This is a genomic window from Paenibacillus sp. FSL H8-0259 (assembly GCF_037963255.1).
Taxonomy (GTDB): domain Bacteria; phylum Bacillota; class Bacilli; order Paenibacillales; family Paenibacillaceae; genus Paenibacillus_AQ; species Paenibacillus_AQ phytohabitans.
In genome coordinates, this window is the sequence record NZ_CP150147.1 from 1,244,862 (window position 1) to 1,265,572 (window position 20,711).

The following is a 20,711-nucleotide window of genomic DNA, read 5'->3' on the forward strand; positions in this document are numbered from 1 at the left end:
AATAGTTAATAAGAATAAATGCAAGATGTATTTTATAATCCTATATAGTATCCAAGAAAGCGGGGGTAAACATGCATACCCAATCAAGTCTGCTGCGGCAGCTGGAGAACCTGCGAATCGATCCGCGCGGAACGCTGCTGGTTCATTCCTCCTATAAAAGCATCGGTGAAGTAGAAGGAGGGGCGGACACCGTACTGGATGCGCTCTCCGAATATATGAAGGAAGGGCTGCTTGTCCTGCCGGCACATACCTGGTCATATATTAACGGGGCGAACCCGAAGTTCTCTGTTCTGGAGTCACCCGTCTGTGTCGGCATCCTGCCGGAGCTGTTCCGGAAGCGGCCGGGTGTGATCCGCTCCTGGCATCCGACCCACTCTGTAGCTGCGCTTGGAGCAGACGCGGCGGCCTTCACTGCCGGAGACCAGCGCTGGGATACGCCCTGCGCGCGAGGCTCGGTCTACGGTAAGCTGCTGGACCGCGAGGCAGAGATTATGCTGCTGGGTGTGGATCTGCGGAGGAATACCTTCATCCATGGCATTGAAGAGTGGGTGGATATCCCCGGCAGAATGACGGACGGGCATGAACTGCTCTACACTGTGACACCTGAAGGGGAGGAAATCGCTGTTCCTTCACGCAGACATTCCGGGCTGTCCTGGTCGCAGCATTTCTGGAAAGTGGAGCCTGTGCTGGAGGAAGGCGGCGCTCTGCGCCGGGGGAGCTTCGGGGATGCCGGAGTCATGATCTGCGGAGCCGTGGAGACCACGGATATCCTGAGCCGCATGCTGGAGGACAATCCGGATTTGTTCTCGGACAATGAACCGCTAAGCGGAGGGGATGTGCCTGAAGCATTACCCAAGACGAAGCCGGGAATTCCGCAGCACCGGCCAGCCCGGGAGCGCTCCCGCCCTTAATCCGGGGCCGGGTATCTGTTCATTCTGGCAAGGCCCTATCAATGTATGGTATATTATTCTCACAAAAAACAAAGTAAGGAGATTGGAAATGACAAAAACTTTGATCTTTGGACACAAAAACCCGGATACAGATACCATCTGTTCAGCAATTGCTTATGCAGCACTCAAGAAGGAACTGGGCTGGGATGCCGAGCCGGTCCGGCTGGGAGAAGTCAGCGGAGAAACCCAATATGCGCTTGATCACTTCGGGGTACCGGCACCGCGCCACGTGGAGAATGTTGCCGCTGAAGCGAAGCAGGTTATTCTCGTTGACCATAACGAACGCCAGCAAAGTGCGAATGATATTGATCAGGTCCGTGTGGTTGAAGTTATCGACCATCACCGGATTGCCAACTTTGAAACCGCTCATCCGCTGTACTATCGTGCAGAGCCGGTAGGCTGCACTGCAACAATCCTGAACAAGCTGTACAAAGAGAATGGTGTAGCCATTCCGAAGGACATCGCCGGTCTGATGCTCTCCGCTATCATTTCCGACTCCCTGCTGTTCAAATCGCCGACCTGCACAGATGAAGATGTTGCCGCTGCCCGTGAGCTGGCTGACATTGCTGGTGTAGACGCTGACAGCTATGGCCTTGCCATGCTCAAAGCGGGTGCGGACCTAAGCGACAAGAGTATTGCCCAGCTGATCTCCCTGGATGCCAAGGAATTCAAAATGGGTGAATACAAAGTGGAGATCGCCCAGGTCAATGCGGTAGATGTGAACGATGTGCTCTCCAAGCAGGCAGAGCTGGAAACAGCCCTTACCGCGATTATCGACGACAAGGGACTTGATCTGTTCCTGTTCGTAGTTACCGATATCCTGAACAACGATTCGGTTGGACTGGCTCTGGGCCGCGTGGCAGGTGCTGTGGAGCAGGCTTACAATGTGAAGCTGGACGACAACAAAGCTGTGCTGAAGGGTGTAGTTTCCCGCAAATCGCAGATCGTACCGGTGCTGACCGAAACGATTGCCAAGCTGTAACAGGCACGCCCGGAAGTTATCCGGAACAGTGAATAATCCATAATTTTACATAAAACCGGCTGCGGCATTCTTAACAGGATGAAGCAACCGGTTTTATTTTACAATTGACAGCAACTCCTTCCGGTTTGGCGGGTATAATCAGCATAGGAATATTTGAGGGGGACGGAAATGATGGGGAAGATACGTAAGCTGGCGGTGTCCACACTTGGACTGATGATTATCTCAGGAGGAACTTTGCTGTATGCTGCTGCGGGCAAAGCGGATCTCTCTGTATACATAAATAATGTGCTTCAAAAGCAGCCGGGGATATCATCGGAAGGCCAGACCTATGTGCCGCTGGACCAGCTTCCTGACAATATGCATGCGATCCTGTCTCTGGACGAGTCGGCGGGGACGGTCCGTATCTATAAGCCCAATGTGAACACGGTGCTGCTTGATGAAAAGGGTACCATTTTCGGCAAAGTAAGAACCGCGTCCAGCAGTACATTCTACACCCTGGTGCAGGTGGATCAGCTGAAAACGGATGTTTCCGATTTGAAAATAACAATTACTGACCCGGCCGGCAAAACGGATACTGTGGACAATCAGCAGATTACGGAGAAGAAGGAGAGCTTCTGGTTCAAGTCGGCGGCGTATAATTACACCTTCACGGAGAAGGGCAGCTATACGATCCAGGTCTATTTGAAAGACACTGCATCCAAGAAATGGTTCATCGTTTCCGAACTGCAGATATCGACCACTTAAGGTCTTCATCATGAAGGAGGAGCGGGGAATATGGCAAAAACACGAAACAGCGGAGCTCCCCAATATAAGTCGTTTGGTCTTGTACTGCAGGCATTGGTGATTCTCGCGAAAAAAGGAAGTACCTGTTCCAGCTGCGAAATCGCCGGATTGCTGTCGTCTGAAGCCACACTGTTGAGGCGCCTTATGGCTAATCTGACCCGTGAGCGGATTCTGGTAACCCGCGAGGGGCGTGACGGAGGATATCTGCTTAACCGGGCGCCGGAAGAGTTGACGCTTGCTGAGATTTATCAGGCTATGGAGGCAGGAGAAGGACGCGATAATGGTCATAGTGATACAATATGTGTAAATGCATTGGGGACACAAATGAAGGTAGCCTATGGTGAATTGCTGGACGAGCTGGACCAGAGTGCGCTAAGAGTTCTGGAACGTTATACGCTGGCCGATATGGTGCGCAAAACGGAAGATTGACAGGGTGCTTTTTTTTGAATTATACTGTGCGTAATATTATACAGTTAAACGCTGGCGCTAGAATACAGCGGTTGATGAAGTGCTTATTTGGATCAGGAAGAGGAAGAGGAGGATGAGCGTATGTCAGCAGAACTAAAGGTAGAACAGGAATTCAGCAAGGTGATTCGCGATAGGCATTCTGTGCGCAAATACGATCCATCCTGGACAATATCCGATGCGGAGATTAAGGAGATCCTCGAAGAGGCGATTCTTGCCCCGTCTTCGTCCAATCTGCAGCCTTGGCGGTTCATTGTTATTACCGACCCGGACGTGAAGGCGCAGCTCCTGCCGATCGCCCATAACCAGGCACAGATTACCGAATCCTCAGCAACGATAGCCGTGCTTGGCGATCTGGAGGCTTACCGCAACGCGGAGACCATCTATCAGTACGCAGAAGCAGCCGGTTATGTCACAGCGGAAATAGGTGCGGCTATGGCCAAAAGAAGCTATGACGGCTATTCGGGCATGCCTGCTGAGAAGCTGAAGGAGATTGCGCTGATCGACGGAGGGCTGATCTCCATGCAGCTTATGCTGGCAGCCAAGGCGAGAGGTTATGATACCGTGCCTATGGGCGGATTCGTGCACGACAGCTTCAAGGCGCTGTTCGGGATTACGGAGCGTTATGTGCCGGTGATGCTCATTGCACTGGGCAAGGCAGCTGTAGAGGGACGGCCGACAGCCAGACTTCCGCTGGAAGCAGTTGCGCAATGGAACGCTTTTCAGGCCTAATTCTGAAGGATTAAGCTCCACACTATACTACTGTACCTGCTGTCTTCTGAAGAAACGGATGCCGCCCCAAGGGCTGGTGCCCGTTTCTTCTTGTTTGCGGAGCTTTCTGCTACACTGAAGGTATGGAAGACCCTGAAATTCATTAAGACAGACCATAACAGCCTTTAGGAGGAGATCACAATGATTACAGTATATCCTGCAGAGTCTGCACACCGGTTCGATCACGGCTGGCTGAAGGGCAGTCATGTCTTCTCGTTCGGCGATTTCTATGATCCTGACAATACAGCCTTCGGCCCGATGCGGGTCTGCAACGATGATACCATCTCTCCGGGAAGAGGCTTTGGTGCCCACCCGCACAGTGATATGGAGATCGTCTCCATTGTGCTGTCCGGCGTGCTGCGCCATGAGGATAACCTGGGCAATGTGGCTGAGACTTCTTTTGGCGGCATTCAGCGGATGTCAGCCGGCACGGGCGCTATTCATACAGAGCATAACCCTTCTGACAGCGAGCCGGTGCGGCTGCTGCAGCTGTGGTTCATGCCGCGTACCCGGGGAACGGCCCCATCCTATGCGACGGGCCGCTTCGATCCGGCGAAGCTGGATGGAAGACTGCTTCCGGTAGTGGCAGCTGAAGCCTCGCCGGAGGTCGTCGGCATTGCCCAGGATATGACCATCTATCTGGGCAGAGCGCAGGCTGGCGGGCTGCTTGATTTCCGGCAGGAGCCGGGCCGGCGGATCTTCGTCTATTTAATCGGCGGACAAATTACGCTGAACGGGGACGCTGTGCTGAAGCCGGGAGATTCTGCCCGGATTGAAGGGGTGAGCCATTTGGAGCTGCAGGCAGACGGGGATATGCTTGTCATGCTGATTGATCTGCCTTAAATAAGGCTTAAACCTAAATGTGGAGGAGGAATCCTTGATGGCAGAGCAGGAAAGAGTACTGGTGAAGCATTCCGTAACAGGGCGTATGCTGATCAGCAGTACAGATGGCATAGGCTATACCTTTGATGAGCAGGGCGGGCTAACCGTGATTACCCTAACCGGAGTTCCGGCTGATAAGGGTGCGGCAGTTGCTGAACTCAAGGCAGAGCTGAATGTATTCCGTTTCGAGGAACCGGCTGGCGGGCCGGTGATTAAGCACTGGTATTACGTAGGTGATCATCCTGTAGTATATGATGCGGCCACAGGCCGTCTGACGATAGCTGTGCAATCCGAGATTGAATACCGGCCGGACCAATACTGGGAATAAAGCTGCAAAGACATCAATCTGACTCTCTAACGCTTCGCGTGAGGTTGATGTCTGTTGCTTGCTGGATTTTGCTGAAAAAAGCTGAAAATGGGACAAAAGATATTGACAACATGTCCTGAAAGGTCTAGCTTTGTTATGAAACGTAACATGTACATAAAGTGGAGACAGGAGAAATGAAGCTAATGGAATTGTTTGCGGCAATGGAGCGGGACGACTACGAGGAAGTGCTGTTTTGTCAGGATAAGGCATCAGGCTTGAAGGCAATCATTGCTATTCATGACACAACACTGGGTCCCGCACTGGGTGGAACGAGAATGTGGACCTATGCTACAGAGGGAGAGGCGGTTGTGGACGCGCTCCGGCTCGCCAAGGGCATGACGTATAAGAATGCGGTTGCCGGGCTGAATCTGGGCGGCGGCAAGACGGTGATTATCGGGGATCCCAAAAAAGATAAAAATGAGGCGATGTTCCGCGCCTTCGGCAGATACATACAGGGCTTGAACGGCCGTTATATTACAGCCGAGGATGTAGGCACTACGGAAGAGGATATGGACATCATCCATCAGGAGACGGATTTCGTCACCGGCATCTCGGCTACCTACGGTTCATCCGGCAATCCTTCACCGGCTACAGCTTTCGGGGTATACCGGGGAATGAAGGCAGCGGCCAAGGCGGCATTCGGCAGTGATTCACTGAACGGCAGAACCGTTGCCGTGCAGGGTGTCGGCAATGTATCCTTCACGCTGTGCAAATACCTTCACGAGGAGGGGGCACGCCTGATCGTCACAGATATTAATAAGGAGGCTGTCAGCCGGGCAGTAGAGGCTTACGGGGCTACAGCGGTGGACCCGGGTGAGATTATTCAGGCGGATTGTGACATCTACGCGCCGTGCGCACTCGGTGCCACCATTAATGATGAATCCCTGCCGCTGCTGAGAGCCAAGGTTGTGGCGGGAGCCGCTAACAATCAGCTTAAAGAACCGCGCCACGGGGATGCCCTGCATGAGATGGGGATTGTCTACGCCCCGGACTATGTCATTAATGCCGGCGGTGTAATCAATATCGCCGACGAGTTGAACGGTTATAACAAGGAACGGGCGTTCAAGCAAATCGCCAAAATCTACGACAGCATCACCCGCGTGCTGGAAATCTCCCAGCTGAGCGGAATTCCAGCTTACGCTGCAGCGGATCAGCTCGCAGAGGAGCGGATCTCGCTGCTGCGTAACAGCCGCAGTACCTTCCTGCGCAACGGGCAGCATGCCCTTAGCAGAAGATAAGGTGAGCAGCCGGGGCGGGAGCGGTGATCCCGCTGCATAATCCGGGTTGCGTTGAATCTGTACATGAACGGCCCTGTTCCGCTAATCGGCGGTGAACAGGGCCGTTTCTTAGGCTGTATAGCAGATCATTCGACAATTCGTTTGCTATTTCATGCAGAATAGTGAGAAATGTAGCAGTAGCCGGCTTGGATAATAAGGAAAATAGAACCAGGAAAGATCTTGCAGGATTGAAAGGTGGAGACACATGGCAGCGGTGAATATGAATGCGGCAATGAATTACGGAAGCAGGGAGTCGTACTTTGACGGGACACTTATCGAGTATATTGGCTGGTGCCTGGCAGGCTGGCTGGTTACGGTGTGTACCCTCGGAATTTGCTATCCTTGGTCTGTGGTGATGATCTACCGCTGGAAGGTGGAGCATACCGTAGTTAACGGGCAGCGTCTGCGGTTTGACGGCAGTGCCGTAAGCTTGTTCGGACAATGGATCAAGTGGTTCCTGCTGTCATTAATAACGCTCGGCATCTACAGCTTCTGGGTAAGAATTAAGCTGGAGCAGTGGAGAACGAAGAATACTCATTTCCAATAATCCGCCGCATGATTTAAGAATACGTAAGACAGACCAAGAGCCATCGTCCGTAACCGGAGGATGGCTCTTGCTTTGCAATTCCGCTGCTGGAAGGGCGGCAGCGGGGTACGGGATAAATAGCGGTTATTGCACCTTTTGCGGCTCCGGATAGGTTACGCCGAGAGTATCGACCGTTACCTTCTTCATCACCGGCGGCTGTTCAGGGCGGTCATTAGCATCACGCGGCAGATTGACGATATCCTGGACGGCTTCCAGTCCTTCGGTAACCTTGCCGAAAGCGGCATAGCTGCCGTCAAGGCTCGGATACGCGGCGGCCATAATGAAGAACTGCGAGCCTCCCGAGTTCACATCCTGGCTTCTGGCCATGGATAGAACGCCTTCTGTATGCAGCAGATTATTGGTGAATCCATTGGCGGAGAACTCTCCGGCGATACTGTAGTCCGGACCGCCCATACCTGTACCGTCAGGGTCGCCGCCCTGAATCATGAAGCCGGGAATAACCCGGTGGAAGATGGTTCCGTCATAGAAGCCCTTCTGGATCAGCGAAATGAAGTTGTTGACCGTGTTGGGGGCAACCTCGGGATACAGCTCAGCCTTAATAATGGCGCCGTTATCCATTTCAATTGTAACTACCGGATGGCTGGCCGTGGCTGAAGGTACGCCTTCCGTAGCTGCAGCAGCATTATCCTGTGGCGCCGTAGTAGCCTCGCTGCCGGCGGTAGTACTATTTCCGTTTCCGGCAGCAGCATTATTGTTCACAGGCTTGTTGCCGCAGCCCGCCAGAATCACGAGCATCAGACACATCGCCGCCAGCAGGATGACGGGTTTTCTAGTAGTAAGCTTCACGGTACAAATCTCTCCTTTTATCTTTGAATAATAGGTGCAGTCTCCCTAGTATCATACCTTCTTTGTCCCGCTTCATGCAAAGCCTGCCCCTCCGGCCGGGATTGGCACATTCTTCAAAGAGGGGTAGAATGGGAGAAGTGCTTCCAAAAAAACGCTGAAGGGATGTGTACAGCATGAGTTTTTCATGGAAGCGGAACCTGATCGTGCTCTGGGTAGGGGTTTTCTTTTGCAGTACGGCATATTCGATCTCGATTCCGTTCCTCTCAATTTTTCTTAGCGACCAGTTAGGTGTTACAAGCCATTTGGAGATATGGTCTGGGGTCAGCTTCGGCATTACGTTTCTGGCCAGCGCGCTAATCTCGCCTTACTGGGGTTCACTTGCCGACAAATACGGCCGCAAGCCGATGCTTATCCGTTCGGGCTTCAGCCTGGCGGCCCTGTATCTGATTAATTTCTTCGTGCATGATCCTTATGTATTCTTAGTCGTGCGGATTCTGCAGGGACTGCTCGCAGGGTTCGTTCCGGCAGCAATTGCTATGGTAGCGACCAACACACCGGAGGATAAGACAGGCTATGCGCTTAGCATCATGTCTACAGCCGGAGCCACCGGCAGCATCATCGGGCCGCTCATCGGCGGCGTAGTCAGCTATTATTCCAGCAACCGTGTTGCGTTCCTGTTCTCGGCTGTTATTGTGCTGGTCTCCGCGCTGATCGCTACCTTCTTCGCCAAGGAAGAGAACTTCGACCGTTCTGCCCCGCGTTCCAGGGTAAGTGATGATATCCGGGAAGCCGGCCAGAACCGGGCATTTATCACCCTGCTTCTGCTTGCGGGCATCAGTACCTTCTCCGTCATGATTCTGGAGCCGCTGCTGCCGATCTATCTGCTGGACATGGGGATTTCACGCAGCAGCGCCTCGCTTAGCTCCGGAATCGTTTTCTCGGCAGTCGGTATCGCTACCGTAATTATGGCACCGCAGTGGGGAAGAATCGGCAGCCGCAAAGGCTATGGCTTTATTCTCTTCATCGGTCTGATTGGCGGAGGGATCGGGAATATTCTGCAGTATTTTGTATCAGGTTATGTAGAGTTTGCTATTCTGCGGTTTGCCTACGGCCTCTTCTATGCCGGTGTGCTTCCTTCCGTTAACGCGATGATAGTCCAGGTCATTGAACCGGGATTTCGCGGACGGGCCTTCGGGCTGAATCAGGCGGCCAGCCAACTGGCAACGATGGCGGGACCGATTATCGGAGGTCTGCTCGGAGCCTTCCTGCCGATCCGCTGGGTATTTGTCATTAACGGCGTCATGCTGCTTGTAGCGGCTGTACTCGTGAAGACCCACAAGCTGGAATCGAAGGTGAATGCCGCGCACGCGGGAATCCAGGTGACACCTTGAGAAGTAACTGCCGCTGTTTCTACTTGTGAAGCTCTTTGACGGCGGCCAGCGTTGTCCCTTCAGGAACAGGGAGCAGTGCGCTTTTGGAGATGCCGATGAGCTGGGAACTGTAGATGCCGCTGTGTCCGGAGAACAGATAGCTGATTACGCAGGCGATGAACATGTATACCGCTCCGCCGGAGCCAAACAGCTCAATGCCCATAATGAAGCAGGCGATCGGTGTATTGACCGCTCCGCAGAAAACGGCGATGAAGCCGAGCGAAGCCAGGAAAGGTCCATAGAGATGAAGTAAGCCGGCCAGACTATTCCCCAGAGTAGCTCCGATGGCAAAGAGCGGGGTCACCTCGCCGCCCTGAAAACCAGTCCCTAGGGTGAAGGCTGTGAAGACCAGCTTCCACAGAAAGGCGAAAGGATGGACATCCCCCGTAAATGAACCGCTGATTAGCGGAATCCCGAGGCCCAGGTAATCCCGTGTACCGGCAATGTACACCAGGGCGATAACGATAAGACCGCCGGTGGCGCTTTTGAGCATAGGGTTACGGATTAGGGCGGTGAAGGTCCGCTTCAGATAATGGGTAAGCTCGCTGAACAGCAGGCTGACCAGACCGAACACAATGGACGCGGCAATTACTTTGACCAGCACCAGCGCATCCATTCCGGGGACAACATCCACCTGATAGTGGATATGGTGCACACCCCACAAGCGGGAAGCGACAAGATCACCGGTGAAGCTGGCAACGAAACAGGGCAGCAGGGCCTTGTGGCTGATCAGGCCGATGGCGATAACCTCCAGACCGAAGACCGTTCCGGCCAGCGGGGTCCCGAAGATCGAGCCGAAACCTCCGCTGATTCCGCACATGAGCAGAATTTTGCGGTCCAGGGAGTTGATCCGGAGCCGTCTTCCCAGCGCATCGGCCAGACTGCCGCCCATTTGCACAGCCGTTCCCTCACGCCCGGCAGAACCTCCGAAGAGATGAGTAATCAGTGTCCCGATAAGGACCAGAGGCGCCATCCGCAGCGGAATCGCTTCATCTCCCTGCTGAATTTGCTCCAGAATAAGATTGTTACCCTTTGCGCTATTCCTGCCGTAACGCATGTACATGCCGCTAACCAGAGCGCCCCCCACAGGAAGCAGGAACAGCAGCCAGGCATGCTCCAGCCGGACCTTGGTCACGGCTTCCAGGCTTTTCAGGAAAATAGCCGAGGCACTCCCCGACAATAGTCCTACCATTCCCCCCAGCACCACCCATTTCACAAATGTACTCCAAAGAGCGAGCTGGCTCTGCCGTGCTGCAAGCTCCACCCACCGTGCATACTTCCTCTTCATCCTGCTATGCCCCCATATCCCGAGTCTGCTCCCTGAAAATAAACAGACTCCTACCAGCGAGTGATCACTGGTAGGAGTCATTAGTCCCGAAGGACGGTTATGGCGAACTCCATCGCCGTATTGAATGCCATTATAGTAAGTTTATTTCGTTCAAATGTCAATACGGTTATGCCGCTTAGTCCTCTTCGCCGCTCGAGCCGTTCAGCACATCGGTTCCGGGCATTGCGTCGGGGTCCGGGGAGACCGGGTCGATCGCGCTGCCGGGATCAATATCGTCGGCATCCGGAATATCCTCCAGCGGAAGCTCTTCCTCTTCCTCCAGCAGCTCTTCCTCATCCGCATAATCAATTACATTGCCGGTCAGGCCTGCCGCGCCGGCAGCGTACAGTGCATCCGATTCCAGGAGCTCGTCCCGTTCCGGCGCCGGAGTCCCTGGCGGAGGGGGGTTCCGGTCTGCACGCGGGCCCAGCCCGGAATCCGGCACATTCAGTCCGATGTCGGCAGCCAGGATATTATCGCCGACCAGTGCCGGATCGGAACCGTCGTCCACCACACCGTCGAAATCTATGGGTGTGAAATTAGCGGGATCGTGGCTGGCCAGAGCAGATTCAAGCGGCCGGTTCCCGGCGGTGTCCACTTCATCACTTGGACTTTGTTCGGTAATCGTGCCGAGCGGACGCAATTCTTCCAGCGGAATATCCTGTTCCGGGGAAATGCCGCCCATTTTGGTATAACGCTCGTACACAAAGTCGGCTTCGGTCTTATTGAATTCATTGCCCATTGCTGTTCAGCTCCCTTTATTTTAAGTCTGCCCCTCTTTGGGGACAGCATGATTAACCGCAGCTTTCTGATCCTTGTCCGGAAGTGCGCCGGGATAGGTGCCTTCCTGAAACAGTCCGGACTCTTCATCAATATCCCGCTCGGTAATCAGGTCCTCACGGTCTTGTTCTTCACCATCAGCAGGTTTCTTATGAGTGTCCATCGCGAGCCTCCTTTACCTATAGTAATTGTATACCCTTTAAACCAGCGGCGAATCTGTTCGGCACCCGGGCAGCCATTCTGTTAATATATTCATTCCACCCGTGGAATAACCACAATTAACGCGTAAATATAAGAATGCATAGGCTTCACAAGCTAACTTATCCTTCTATTTTTCGAGGTTTTTTGCAGGATAAGGCAGGTATAGTGCGAACGTTGTCGAAAATAAGAATCATATGAACTACATAAATACAACTAAGGATTCACTGGGGTGCCACAATGAAGTTGCCTTCAACCAAAACAGCAGCCGCACTAATTATGCTGCTGCTTGTAATTGCCATAATCCCGGTTGGCATTGCCATGGAATGGGGCGGACATAAAGAAGTAACCCTCCCGGCATGGCAGCTTAAATGGGAACATGCAGCTCTACATGATATTCAGGAGGCGATGGCGGCTCCTTCCGGGGAGTGGCGGACTGTACAGGCGCGGGCAGGCAGGCCGCAACCGCCTGCAGGTGCGGATTCAGTCTGGCTGCGGCTTTCTTTGCCGCGGACAGAGGCGAATTCAGCACTCCTGATTGACAAAGTATACGGCGACAGCCTTAAAGCATATATAGACCGCCAGCTCATCTATGATTCCAGTGAGGTGGTCAATTACAGCGGCAACAAGGTGCTAATTCCGCTATGCGGGGAGGACAGTGCCAAGCAGCTGTATCTATGGAGTGCCGGCGGCGGCAAGGATTTCGGCATCGGGGGTAAGGTCAGGGTCGGCAGCTATGACAAGCTGCTGTCCTTCTATGTGAAGCAGGATCTGGTGGATATTGTCATTGGAGCGGCACTGATATTTATGGGCGGAGCGCTGATGATCTGTCTGTTGTTCCTTAAACCGGAATTTTTCTCGGGCGGATTATTTCTGATTCTGGTCATTATATCCTTTGGCGTGCTGCTGATTACGTATTCTCCGTTCCTGCGGCTGATCGTGAACAGCCAGGAGCGGCTTACGGGAATCTGCTTCGATCTGGCACTCTTCACACTTCTGCCGGCGTTTACGATCTACTTTGAACAATTATTTGGACCCGGCAAGCGGGGATATACCACCCGGCTGCGCAATTTCCAGCTGGCTTACTCCTTGTTCTGCCTGGGTGCGCTTGCACTGAATGCCGTGCTCTCATTTCGGCTCGACTACCTGTACTCCTTCCTGACCATCAATGTGACAGGTGTGCTGATTATGGCGCAGTTTGTTTATTTGCTGTATATGTCGCTGACTTATGCCCTCAGGGGCAATAAAGATGCTGTGATTTTCTCGATGGGGTTCTCAGTGTTTGCCTTCCTGTCCCTGAGTGAGCTGCTGATCTATTATTTCTCTTCGGAGAGGTATCATCTGTATTGGTGGAAATGGGGAATGGTTCTGTTCGTTATTTCCCTGATTGTTATTCTGGGAAGACGGTTTGCGGGGAGTCATGAGCAGGCTTTGGAATACTCCAGGGAACTGGAGAAATTCAATAATGATCTGCAGCGGTCGGAGAAAATGGAGATTATCAGTGAACTCGCTGCCTCGGTTGCCCACGAGGTACGGAATCCCCTGCAGGTAACCCGCGGTTTCCTGCAGATTCTGGGAGAACGCTCCGGCAAGAAGGAGAAGGAGTATCTGCAGATGGCCATGGAGGAGCTGGACAGGGCCTCGGTCATCATTACCGACTTTTTGACGTTCGCTAAGCCGGGTATGGATACGGTAGATGTATTTGAAGTCTCCGGAGAGCTGAAGCATGTATCAGGCATTCTGGTGCCCCTCGCCAATCTGCAGGGTGGAGCCATTGAACTGCATCTGCAGGAGGATCTTCAAGTGTCGGGCAGTCCGGCCAAATTCAAGCAGGCATTCATTAACCTGATTAAGAACAGCATTGAGTCATTGCAGGAGGAAGGCCTGATTATAGTAACCGCCTGGAAGACAGGCAATCATGTGGTCATCAGTGTGCAGGATAACGGCGAAGGCATGAAGGTCAGCGAGCTGGCCCGGCTGGGGGAGCCGTATTATTCCAATAAGACGAAGGGGACGGGGCTTGGACTCATGGTTACCTTCCGGATTATTGAAGCGATGAACGGTTCCATAGAGTTTCAGAGCAGGAAGGGTGAGGGGACAGAGGTTATTGTTAAATTACCAGCCTCAGGTAATAATTAGGAATTATTTTTGTTTATTCCGTTTTTTTGAAGGGATGGGCGGAGGGCGGAGCGAAATACTAACACTAACAGAACTTTGTTTCTGAAACTTTCTTCTGAGGTGCTTGCATGTCTTTGATGTTCAAAAGTTTACATATAACCTTAGTGCTGTTTCTGCTCTCAGTAACCTGTGGACCGTTTCTGGTATCAGCGCAAAGTTACTACCCTGCCAGCGAGATCAGCCATTGGCAGATGAAGTGGCAGGAGGGTCCGGGAGACAGCGGGCGTAAGATTCCTCTGAGGGAAACCGAGGGATGGATGGAAGTTGAAGCGAAGACAGAGATGCCTCAGCTGCCTTCCGGGGTATCCTCCGCCTGGACGAAGCTAACACTGCCCTCATATAGCTACGCAGCCCCTTCCGTCTATATTGATGCGATCTATGCCCTGCATGTCAAAGTGTACGTGGAAGAACGGCTGATTTTTGAGAGCGACCGCAGCTTTATTAAGGATAATTATTCGCTGCTTGTGCCTCTGGATATGACGGACAACGGCAAAACGATGTATATCTGGACGGAAACCCTGAAGGACCGGATTGGAATCAAGGATAAGATCGTGGTCGGTGAGCATAGTGTTCTGATCAAGGATTATATTAAAAATGGACTTATCGATGTGATCCTGGGCGGCGCCTTTGTGTTCGTGGCGGTGGTCCTGTTTGTCTGCTCATTTTATCTGAACAAGGAGTACTTCCCGGTTGCAGCTTCCTTAGCCATAGTGATAGCCTCCACCGGAGTGCTGTCTATTACCTACTCACCGTTTACATATACCTTCTACAGTTATCTGGGACCGGTCAGCGTGGTGTTCTTTGACGTGGCGCTATTGTCGCTGTTGCCTTCCCTGACCTTTCTGTTTGAGAAAATATTCGGCGGCGGCAAATTCGGCATCATCCGCTCATTCCGTAAATTCGAGTCCGTTTACTCCCTTTTTTGCATCCTCTGTCTGATTATTAATACGCTCTCCGGCGACCGGATTTTGGAATTCTACTATTTTGTCTCGACTAAGATTCTTGGGATCATCATGATCCTGCAATTCATTCTGCTAATCGCCTGCGTGATCATATTCTCCCTGAAGCGCAATAAGGATGCCATCATTTTCGCCATTGGTTTCGGTACTGCAGCATTAACCGGAGCCTCGGAGCTGGTCTGGTATTATGTTAAGGGCGGAAATTATGACCTGTTCTACTGGAAATGGGCGCTGGTAGTATTCATCCTGTCACTGATTGTCATCCTGGGCCGGCGGCTGGCGCAGAATCATCAGCAGGTGGTGAAATATTCGCGTGAGCTGGAGCTGTTCAACAATGAACTGCAGCGTTCGGAGAAAATGGAGATTATCAGCGAGCTGGCAGCGTCTGTAGCCCATGAGGTGCGCAACCCGCTTCAGGTTACCCGGGGGTTCCTCCAGCTGCTCAGCGAGAAGTCGAACGGCGATGAGCGGAGATATCTGTTCATGGCTCTCAGTGAACTGGACCGTGCAGCAAGTATTATCACGGATTTCCTGACCTTTGCCAAACCGGAGTTTGAGCAGATTTCCCTGCTTAACGTGAACGAAGAATTCAAGCATATCCAGAGCATACTCTTGCCGCTGTGCCATTTAAATGGAGGCAAAATGATTCTGGATGTTGAGGATTGCTTATGGGTTAAGGGCAACTCGTCCAAATTCAAGCAGGCGCTGATCAATATTATCAAGAATAGTATCGAATCACTGGGAGAAGACGGCGCGATCCACCTGCTGGCCTATGGTAAAGGGGATAAAGTATACATTCATGTCAAGGATAACGGGGCGGGGATGGAGCCTGCGGTCCTCAGCCGGCTGGGTGAACCGTACTTCTCTTCCAACAAAACAAAAGGTACGGGTCTTGGACTGATGGTTACCTTCCGTATTATCGAGGCGATGGAGGGTGAAATCCGCTTCATGAGCAAAAAAGGAGCCGGAACCGAATCCATCACCATTCTGCCGCGTGCAGAAGGTCCGGATGATTCCAACTCCCTATTAGCTTGATTTCATTAGTGAAAGTTACCAGATGCCGAGCGCAGAGACATTAGTCTTCATCATTCCGGAGGCCGGACTTGGAGGAATAACGAGATAGAACTCATTGGAGCCTTCCTCTACTGTCTTAAGTGTAATGTTATCAGGAAGGGTAATGCCGAGCACTTCTTTGAGGGCTGCTTTCGGATCTGTGAGTAGTCTCTGTTTGAAACTCGGATCTTCCCAGGCCTTCTGAATCACTTGATTCTTAAGAATTGCGTCTGACAATACAATCACCCTTTCAAAATGGTTATATTTTCCTGATAAGCATAACATAGGCCAATCTATAATTCTATTGCTTTTTTATATATTTTATAAAATATTCATATTTTTGGTTAACCAATAATTGAGCCCTCCGCTTTGCAATAATTGCTTCTCGGCTTCGATCGCTGCGGCCATATGCTGCAGGTTCTTCACCAGCACCTGATGGAAGGATAACAGATGGGGAAGCTCCAGCGTGAAGGCTTCCAGTGTGCTGTGATTAACCAGAGCTGTCCCCGCATACGAAGCAAGCCCGCCATTTGTGAAAATAAAATCCTTCACCGATGATTTAGTGAGCGGTACTCCTTCATCCTCCCCATGGCAGCGTGCCAGCGACAGCAGGCAATTGTAATTTCCCTCCTCCAAATCCTGTTCCCAATCCTCATAGTCGTCAAGCATCTGCAAGGTCAGCAGTACGCCATGAATCATCTCTTCAGCTTCAGTTATCAGGTGGGATTGGTCTGAGAGCAGCAGTGCCGCCGTGCTGGTAAGCTTAAGCGGACTGGCTTTGTGGGAGATACGGAGGCGGTCCCTCAGGAAATAATCTCCGCCGGCTTCACCGCTTACACTGTCTGCCCACTCCGAGATATAACGCCCAAAGTATGACCAGAACGGGGAATCCGCCGGGAAAAGCGGACGGTAAATATTCAGAAACTCGACATAGAGCAGATTGGCCAACGGCAGTGCCTGTGCAGCGGAGAGCTCATTACTGTCCATCAGATCATCCTGGAGGAAAAAATAAAGCATAAAAAAGACGTTGCCGACCGACATTTGACGGGTCAGGGGGATACTCAGGCCGCATCTGTCCTGCAGCCAGAAGGGGAGGAGATAACATATGTAATTTTTGTGGCTTCCTGCCCTAAATACGTTAAACTGATCAAGATAGGACAGGCCTTGAGCATTAAGCGGCTTGGGAAACGCTGAGATAACCGTACAGCTCTCCTGAAAAACCAGGCGGAGCTCGTCCTCGTAATCATGAAGCCAATCCATAGGCTTGTCTCCTGTCAACAATGTATTGTTCTTCTACTATTAGGAAAAAAGTGGGTATTTGTCATGATTATAGTCCTAGATTCAGCCTATTTCAATCCAATTTTGGAAATGAGGTCCCTGGGGGTCTAACGGACTATTTAACCGCAGAGATTATAGGCTTGGAGAAGGCTGGAGCAACAGAATAACACTATGTGAGCAGTGCAGAAAGGAAGGATGTTAAGCATGGATATTATCAGGTTCGGACTGGTGGGCGGAGGCTGGCGGGCTGAATTCTATCTGCGGATCGCCAGAGCACTTCCGGAGCGCTTTGCCGTAGGGGCAATGTACGTCCGTAATAAGGATAAAGCGGAAGCATTGAAGAGAATCTGGGGAGTGGAAGTATTTACTTCAATCGATACGTTTATTGAAGCAGGCGGCTATTCCTTTGCTGTTATCTGCCTGAAGCGGGAGGCCAGTAAAGATTACATCATTAGACTGGCGGCGGAAGGGATTCCACTCCTGGCGGAAACCCCGCCGGCGCCGGATCTGGAACAGCTCACTCAGCTATGGAATGCGCTGGACCGTTCAGCCGTTATCCAAATAGCCGAGCAGTATATGTTCCAGCCGATGCATGCAGCCCGGATCAGGCTGGCCCGCTCAGGACGCCTCGGGACAATCAGTCAGGCGCAGGTGTCAGCGGCCCATGGATATCACGGGATCAGCCTGATCCGGCAGCTGCTGGATCTCCGCTTCGAGAATGTGAGTATCCGTGCACAGCGTTTCGGTTCTTCGATTATTAACGGTCCGCAACGCAGCGGGCCTCCGGCTGCCGAGGAGCTGGTGCAGACCGAGCAAACGCTGGCTGTCCTGGATTTCGGCGGCAAGCTCGGGGTCTATGATTTCACCCGTGACCAGTATTTCTCCTGGATTCGCGCTGGTCGGGTGCTCGTCCGGGGGGAACGTGGAGAGATGATGAACGATGAAGTCTCCTGGCTGCAGAGCTATGACACTCCAGTCTACAGCAGGCTGAGCCGGATTGATGCCGGCCACGGCGGGAACCTGGAGGGCTTATATCTCAGGGGGATTATGGGGGACGGGGAGTGGCTGTACCGCAATCCCTTCATTCCTGCCCGGCTAACGGAGGAAGAAATTGCTATCGCCGAGAGTCTGGACAGAATGCAGCGGCACGTAGAGGGAGGCCCTTCATTCTACAGCCTGGCCGAGGGTAGCCAGGATCAATATCTGGCGCTGCTGATGGAGCAGGCTGCGGCAAGCGGTGAGATTGTCCGCTCTACTACTCAGCCTTGGGCGGCCGAGTGACCAACTGGCGGGTGGAGGAGGGAAGAGCGGAGCAGGATCAGGGAAGTGCCTGATGTAGTGAAAAAACGAGTCCCCATTCCACTATTGTGGATAGGGACTCGTTTATTTAGAGATCATGAATGGTTGGGTACCGCATTCCAGTACAACTTCGATCAGAATTCCTGCACGAAATACAACATTCTTCGAGATATATAACCCTTAACCGGAGATTGTTGTAGAAAATACAGCATTTCTCCTCTTCCAACCGGCTTAGCGGGGGAATTGTTGTATTCCATACAACATTCCTCTAAAAGCCCGCCTATCAGGAGGTTAAAGTTGTAATTCTTACAACATTTTTTTGCGCTTACCTGTTCTGATCACACTAAGCGCGGGTATAGTCCTAGGACTAGCTCTATCCTTGTACTTCAGCCTCACTCAGCTTGGCTGCAAGCGCAACATACTCTCCGCGCAGGCGTACCAGCTTCGACACACTTTGCTCCAGGCCGCCGAGCCGGTTGCGGCGGGTCCAAAGCTGCCGGTAATGATGTAGCAGGAGATCCAGATCATGGATCAGCTCTTGAACGAGTGCCGCATCAATCTGCGGCGTTGCCCCGGCCATCTGTTTCTTAAGCCGGGTCAACTGCACGGCATGCTTCACGAAGTGAATCCCGTTGCTTAGCTCTTCTACGACAAGACCGGCATCATCGCATTCCAGGGCGAGCCCTTCAAGCTTTGCTTCTATGCCGGTGATGTAATGCTCAAGCTGCTGAAGCTGCTCTCCAGTCAGCTTCTCTGCCAAATGCACATGATCCAGACTGCTGCGCAGCAGCATGGACATTTCCGTATCATTCGGGCGGAGGGTTCCGGATTCGAAGGTATAATAATTTCCGAGGTCGAGCAGTAATTGCCCGATCGCTCCGGAACGGTCATGGAAGATGGAGGTGTTCAGGTATTCGGCAACATCCGCTTCAAGGTTGCCCTCCACATTCCAGGCCAGTGCAGCCCCGTATACGAATCCGGCGTAGCTGACCGGCAGATGCTGCCAGTGGCCGAAATCGCCCCAGTCTGTAATCAGATAGCCGATTGCACCATTACGTTTGCCGTGGACTGCCGCGCTGCGCAGATTAGCCAGCATATTGTCGGTCCGTCCGGTAAGTGAATTCCAGGAGCTGGTTCCCGGACAGACATAGAACGGAATCTCCGCTTCACGGAACTTCAGGGTATCCGCTTCGAACGGATGAGCGGCGCTGTAGCCCCATTCCATGGCGATAATATCCTTCGGCAGGCGGGGAATCAGCTCCGGATGCTGGATAATGATATCACCCCAGAACTGCATGGTTTTACCGCGCTCCGTAACGAGCCCGTGAATTTTCTCCAGGAAAGAGAGATAGAGCTCGCCTTTACCGGCGGAGTCAGCCTTCGCTTTGCTTTTGCCAAGTCCCAGTTCATAGGTCTCGTCACATCCGACATTGAATAGCTGCGAATGGAAGTAAGGAAGAAGGTCATCATACATTGTGCCCAGAAGCTTCAGTACTTGCGGATCTTCCGTATCGAAGGTTCCGGGATGCATGAACAGCCCGTCGGGATACAGATCGCTGTCATACATATGATCAGGGAGCATGAAGCCTTCGGGAATTTCGGCCAGACTATTGAATTCAGGACGGGTCAGCCAGCCCTCCATATGGCCGAAGCTGTTCTGGTTAGGCACCAGCTCGATATAACGCTCACGGCAGTAGGCATCCAGCAGCAGAATTTCCTCCCCGGTAATGGGCGTTTCCAGCTCCCAGACCTGCGGAAAAGACTCATAGGCAAATGGAACTCCTTCTATATATAGCTGTAACTGATTCAGCTTCAGATCGGACATCAGATCAATGATCCGGTACAGGGTTTCCAGCTTGGGGATTTTGTTGCGGCTGATATCGATCATGAGTCCCCTGGCGGCAAAATCCGGCTGATCACGGATAACCAGCTGGGGAATACTTCTGGCATACTGCTCCAGCAGCTGCTTCAGCGTACCAACCGCATAATAAGCGCCCTCCGGGGAGCCATAGGCAATGGTGATTCCGTGTTCATCAATGTGAATCTCGTAGGCTCCGGCCGCCAGCAGGGCATTATAGCTGAAGGTAAAGGCGGAAACGGTGGAAGGGCGTATCCCCACCGACAGAGACAGACGGAGCTGAACCGCCTGTAGAGTAACCTGTTGAAGCTTGCGTGCTGCCGGGAGTGCGGTTTGATTCCTCTCACCGGCCAGAACAATACTCCCCTTGGCGGGAATGAGAAACTGGCCTTGGGATACTGTGACCTGCTGGGGGTAAGGGAGCAGCTGTAAATTACTGTTTTCAGGCATAGCGTGGACACCTCTTATTCATGTAGAATAT

General features: G+C 52.4%; 20 protein-coding genes and 1 riboswitch. Of the genes, 13 read left to right on the top strand and 7 right to left on the bottom strand.

Going from position 1 to position 20,711, the window contains the following annotated elements:
* Nucleotides 1-71: 71 nt before the first annotated feature.
* The 9 genes from NSU01_RS05305 to NSU01_RS05345 all read left to right on the top strand — a co-directional run bounded on the left by NSU01_RS05305 (nucleotide 72) and on the right by NSU01_RS05345 (nucleotide 7,024).
* Nucleotides 72-911, top strand: coding sequence for an AAC(3) family N-acetyltransferase (locus NSU01_RS05305; RefSeq protein WP_076247391.1), 840 nt, complete (start codon nucleotides 72-74; stop codon nucleotides 909-911).
* A gap of 88 nt (nucleotides 912-999) precedes the next feature.
* Nucleotides 1,000-1,932 (top strand): manganese-dependent inorganic pyrophosphatase, encoded by a 933-nt coding sequence (locus tag NSU01_RS05310; RefSeq protein ID WP_042133906.1) that lies wholly within the window; start codon nucleotides 1,000-1,002, stop codon nucleotides 1,930-1,932.
* A 168-nt stretch (nucleotides 1,933-2,100) separates the two neighbouring features.
* Nucleotides 2,101-2,676 carry a hypothetical protein gene (locus NSU01_RS05315; RefSeq protein ID WP_144026183.1) on the top strand — a complete coding sequence of 192 codons (576 nt, stop codon included), beginning with the start codon at nucleotides 2,101-2,103 and terminating at the stop codon, nucleotides 2,674-2,676.
* Between the two features lie 30 nt (nucleotides 2,677-2,706).
* Nucleotides 2,707-3,144: an Rrf2 family transcriptional regulator gene (locus NSU01_RS05320; protein ID WP_042133909.1), complete on the top strand. Its 438-nt coding sequence runs from the start codon at nucleotides 2,707-2,709 to the stop codon at nucleotides 3,142-3,144.
* 120 nt (nucleotides 3,145-3,264) lie between these two features.
* A complete protein-coding gene (locus tag NSU01_RS05325; RefSeq protein WP_042133916.1) occupies nucleotides 3,265-3,912 on the top strand; it encodes a nitroreductase family protein in 648 nt (215 codons plus the stop codon).
* 180 nt (nucleotides 3,913-4,092) lie between these two features.
* Complete coding sequence (locus NSU01_RS05330; RefSeq protein ID WP_042133919.1) at nucleotides 4,093-4,794, top strand: pirin-like bicupin family protein; 702 nt, start codon at nucleotides 4,093-4,095, stop codon at nucleotides 4,792-4,794.
* 37 nt (nucleotides 4,795-4,831) lie between these two features.
* Nucleotides 4,832-5,161: a hypothetical protein gene (locus NSU01_RS05335; protein WP_076247394.1), complete on the top strand. Its 330-nt coding sequence runs from the start codon at nucleotides 4,832-4,834 to the stop codon at nucleotides 5,159-5,161.
* A 182-nt stretch (nucleotides 5,162-5,343) separates the two neighbouring features.
* Nucleotides 5,344-6,438: a Glu/Leu/Phe/Val dehydrogenase gene (locus NSU01_RS05340; protein WP_042133922.1), complete on the top strand. Its 1,095-nt coding sequence runs from the start codon at nucleotides 5,344-5,346 to the stop codon at nucleotides 6,436-6,438.
* 244 nt (nucleotides 6,439-6,682) lie between these two features.
* Nucleotides 6,683-7,024 carry a DUF898 family protein gene (locus tag NSU01_RS05345; RefSeq protein WP_039302961.1) on the top strand — a complete coding sequence of 114 codons (342 nt, stop codon included), beginning with the start codon at nucleotides 6,683-6,685 and terminating at the stop codon, nucleotides 7,022-7,024.
* 123 nt (nucleotides 7,025-7,147) lie between these two features.
* Here NSU01_RS05345 and NSU01_RS05350 read toward each other — a convergent pair whose 3' ends face one another.
* Nucleotides 7,148-7,870: a peptidylprolyl isomerase gene (locus NSU01_RS05350; RefSeq protein WP_144026184.1), complete on the bottom strand. Its 723-nt coding sequence runs from the start codon at nucleotides 7,868-7,870 to the stop codon at nucleotides 7,148-7,150.
* A 173-nt stretch (nucleotides 7,871-8,043) separates the two neighbouring features.
* Between NSU01_RS05350 and NSU01_RS05355 the strand changes: the two genes are divergently transcribed.
* Nucleotides 8,044-9,261 (top strand): MFS transporter, encoded by a 1,218-nt coding sequence (locus NSU01_RS05355; protein ID WP_042133924.1) that lies wholly within the window; start codon nucleotides 8,044-8,046, stop codon nucleotides 9,259-9,261.
* Between the two features lie 19 nt (nucleotides 9,262-9,280).
* Here NSU01_RS05355 and NSU01_RS05360 read toward each other — a convergent pair whose 3' ends face one another.
* The 3 genes from NSU01_RS05360 to NSU01_RS05370 all read right to left on the bottom strand — a co-directional run bounded on the left by NSU01_RS05360 (nucleotide 9,281) and on the right by NSU01_RS05370 (nucleotide 11,570).
* Nucleotides 9,281-10,588 carry a voltage-gated chloride channel family protein gene (locus NSU01_RS05360; protein ID WP_042133926.1) on the bottom strand — a complete coding sequence of 436 codons (1,308 nt, stop codon included), beginning with the start codon at nucleotides 10,586-10,588 and terminating at the stop codon, nucleotides 9,281-9,283.
* Nucleotides 10,589-10,652: 64 nt separating this feature from the next.
* Nucleotides 10,653-10,714: riboswitch (Fluoride riboswitch) on the bottom strand.
* A gap of 49 nt (nucleotides 10,715-10,763) precedes the next feature.
* The gene (locus NSU01_RS05365; RefSeq protein ID WP_052421682.1) at nucleotides 10,764-11,369 is read right to left on the bottom strand and encodes a hypothetical protein; all 606 of its coding nucleotides are present in this window, start codon (nucleotides 11,367-11,369) and stop codon (nucleotides 10,764-10,766) included.
* A gap of 21 nt (nucleotides 11,370-11,390) precedes the next feature.
* Nucleotides 11,391-11,570, bottom strand: a complete 180-nt coding sequence (locus tag NSU01_RS05370; protein ID WP_042133927.1) for a hypothetical protein — start codon at nucleotides 11,568-11,570, stop codon at nucleotides 11,391-11,393.
* A gap of 275 nt (nucleotides 11,571-11,845) precedes the next feature.
* Here NSU01_RS05370 and NSU01_RS05375 point away from each other — a divergent pair, with 275 nt between their 5' ends.
* Nucleotides 11,846-13,744 carry a sensor histidine kinase gene (locus NSU01_RS05375; RefSeq protein ID WP_076247397.1) on the top strand — a complete coding sequence of 633 codons (1,899 nt, stop codon included), beginning with the start codon at nucleotides 11,846-11,848 and terminating at the stop codon, nucleotides 13,742-13,744.
* 116 nt (nucleotides 13,745-13,860) lie between these two features.
* On the top strand, nucleotides 13,861-15,777 hold the full coding sequence (locus NSU01_RS05380) for a HAMP domain-containing sensor histidine kinase (RefSeq protein ID WP_231575288.1): 1,917 nt from the start codon (nucleotides 13,861-13,863) through the stop codon (nucleotides 15,775-15,777).
* Nucleotides 15,778-15,792: 15 nt separating this feature from the next.
* On the opposite strand, the gene NSU01_RS05385 is transcribed toward NSU01_RS05380, so the two are convergent.
* Entirely contained in the window at nucleotides 15,793-16,032 is a 240-nt protein-coding gene (locus tag NSU01_RS05385; RefSeq protein ID WP_039302970.1) for an NHLP leader peptide family RiPP precursor, read from the bottom strand.
* Between the two features lie 84 nt (nucleotides 16,033-16,116).
* Complete coding sequence (locus NSU01_RS05390; RefSeq protein WP_076247400.1) at nucleotides 16,117-17,055, bottom strand: hypothetical protein; 939 nt, start codon at nucleotides 17,053-17,055, stop codon at nucleotides 16,117-16,119.
* A gap of 222 nt (nucleotides 17,056-17,277) precedes the next feature.
* Between NSU01_RS05390 and NSU01_RS05395 the strand changes: the two genes are divergently transcribed.
* Nucleotides 17,278-18,354 (top strand): Gfo/Idh/MocA family oxidoreductase, encoded by a 1,077-nt coding sequence (locus NSU01_RS05395; RefSeq protein ID WP_083705693.1) that lies wholly within the window; start codon nucleotides 17,278-17,280, stop codon nucleotides 18,352-18,354.
* Between the two features lie 391 nt (nucleotides 18,355-18,745).
* Here NSU01_RS05395 and NSU01_RS05400 read toward each other — a convergent pair whose 3' ends face one another.
* Entirely contained in the window at nucleotides 18,746-20,680 is a 1,935-nt protein-coding gene (locus NSU01_RS05400; protein WP_076247405.1) for a glycoside hydrolase family 20 zincin-like fold domain-containing protein, read from the bottom strand.
* Between the last annotated feature and the right edge of the window lie 31 nt (nucleotides 20,681-20,711).

What these genes read in the sequence shown, in the direction of transcription:
- NSU01_RS05330 (WP_042133919.1), top strand. Translation starts at nt 4,093, where the DNA reads ATGATTACAGTATATCCTGCAGAGTCTGCACACCGGTTCGATCACGGC.
- NSU01_RS05360 (WP_042133926.1), bottom strand. Translation starts at nt 10,588, where the DNA reads ATGAAGAGGAAGTATGCACGGTGGGTGGAGCTTGCAGCACGGCAGAGC.
- NSU01_RS05305 (WP_076247391.1), top strand. Translation starts at nt 72, where the DNA reads ATGCATACCCAATCAAGTCTGCTGCGGCAGCTGGAGAACCTGCGAATC.
- NSU01_RS05355 (WP_042133924.1), top strand. Translation starts at nt 8,044, where the DNA reads ATGAGTTTTTCATGGAAGCGGAACCTGATCGTGCTCTGGGTAGGGGTT.
- NSU01_RS05340 (WP_042133922.1), top strand. Translation starts at nt 5,344, where the DNA reads ATGGAATTGTTTGCGGCAATGGAGCGGGACGACTACGAGGAAGTGCTG.
- NSU01_RS05315 (WP_144026183.1), top strand. Translation starts at nt 2,101, where the DNA reads ATGATGGGGAAGATACGTAAGCTGGCGGTGTCCACACTTGGACTGATG.
- NSU01_RS05310 (WP_042133906.1), top strand. Translation starts at nt 1,000, where the DNA reads ATGACAAAAACTTTGATCTTTGGACACAAAAACCCGGATACAGATACC.
- NSU01_RS05365 (WP_052421682.1), bottom strand. Translation starts at nt 11,369, where the DNA reads ATGGGCAATGAATTCAATAAGACCGAAGCCGACTTTGTGTACGAGCGT.
- NSU01_RS05395 (WP_083705693.1), top strand. Translation starts at nt 17,278, where the DNA reads ATGGATATTATCAGGTTCGGACTGGTGGGCGGAGGCTGGCGGGCTGAA.
- NSU01_RS05345 (WP_039302961.1), top strand. Translation starts at nt 6,683, where the DNA reads ATGGCAGCGGTGAATATGAATGCGGCAATGAATTACGGAAGCAGGGAG.
- NSU01_RS05320 (WP_042133909.1), top strand. Translation starts at nt 2,707, where the DNA reads ATGGCAAAAACACGAAACAGCGGAGCTCCCCAATATAAGTCGTTTGGT.
- NSU01_RS05325 (WP_042133916.1), top strand. Translation starts at nt 3,265, where the DNA reads ATGTCAGCAGAACTAAAGGTAGAACAGGAATTCAGCAAGGTGATTCGC.
- NSU01_RS05380 (WP_231575288.1), top strand. Translation starts at nt 13,861, where the DNA reads ATGTTCAAAAGTTTACATATAACCTTAGTGCTGTTTCTGCTCTCAGTA.
- NSU01_RS05390 (WP_076247400.1), bottom strand. Translation starts at nt 17,055, where the DNA reads ATGGATTGGCTTCATGATTACGAGGACGAGCTCCGCCTGGTTTTTCAG.
- NSU01_RS05335 (WP_076247394.1), top strand. Translation starts at nt 4,832, where the DNA reads ATGGCAGAGCAGGAAAGAGTACTGGTGAAGCATTCCGTAACAGGGCGT.
- NSU01_RS05375 (WP_076247397.1), top strand. Translation starts at nt 11,846, where the DNA reads ATGAAGTTGCCTTCAACCAAAACAGCAGCCGCACTAATTATGCTGCTG.
- NSU01_RS05370 (WP_042133927.1), bottom strand. Translation starts at nt 11,570, where the DNA reads ATGGACACTCATAAGAAACCTGCTGATGGTGAAGAACAAGACCGTGAG.
- NSU01_RS05400 (WP_076247405.1), bottom strand. Translation starts at nt 20,680, where the DNA reads ATGCCTGAAAACAGTAATTTACAGCTGCTCCCTTACCCCCAGCAGGTC.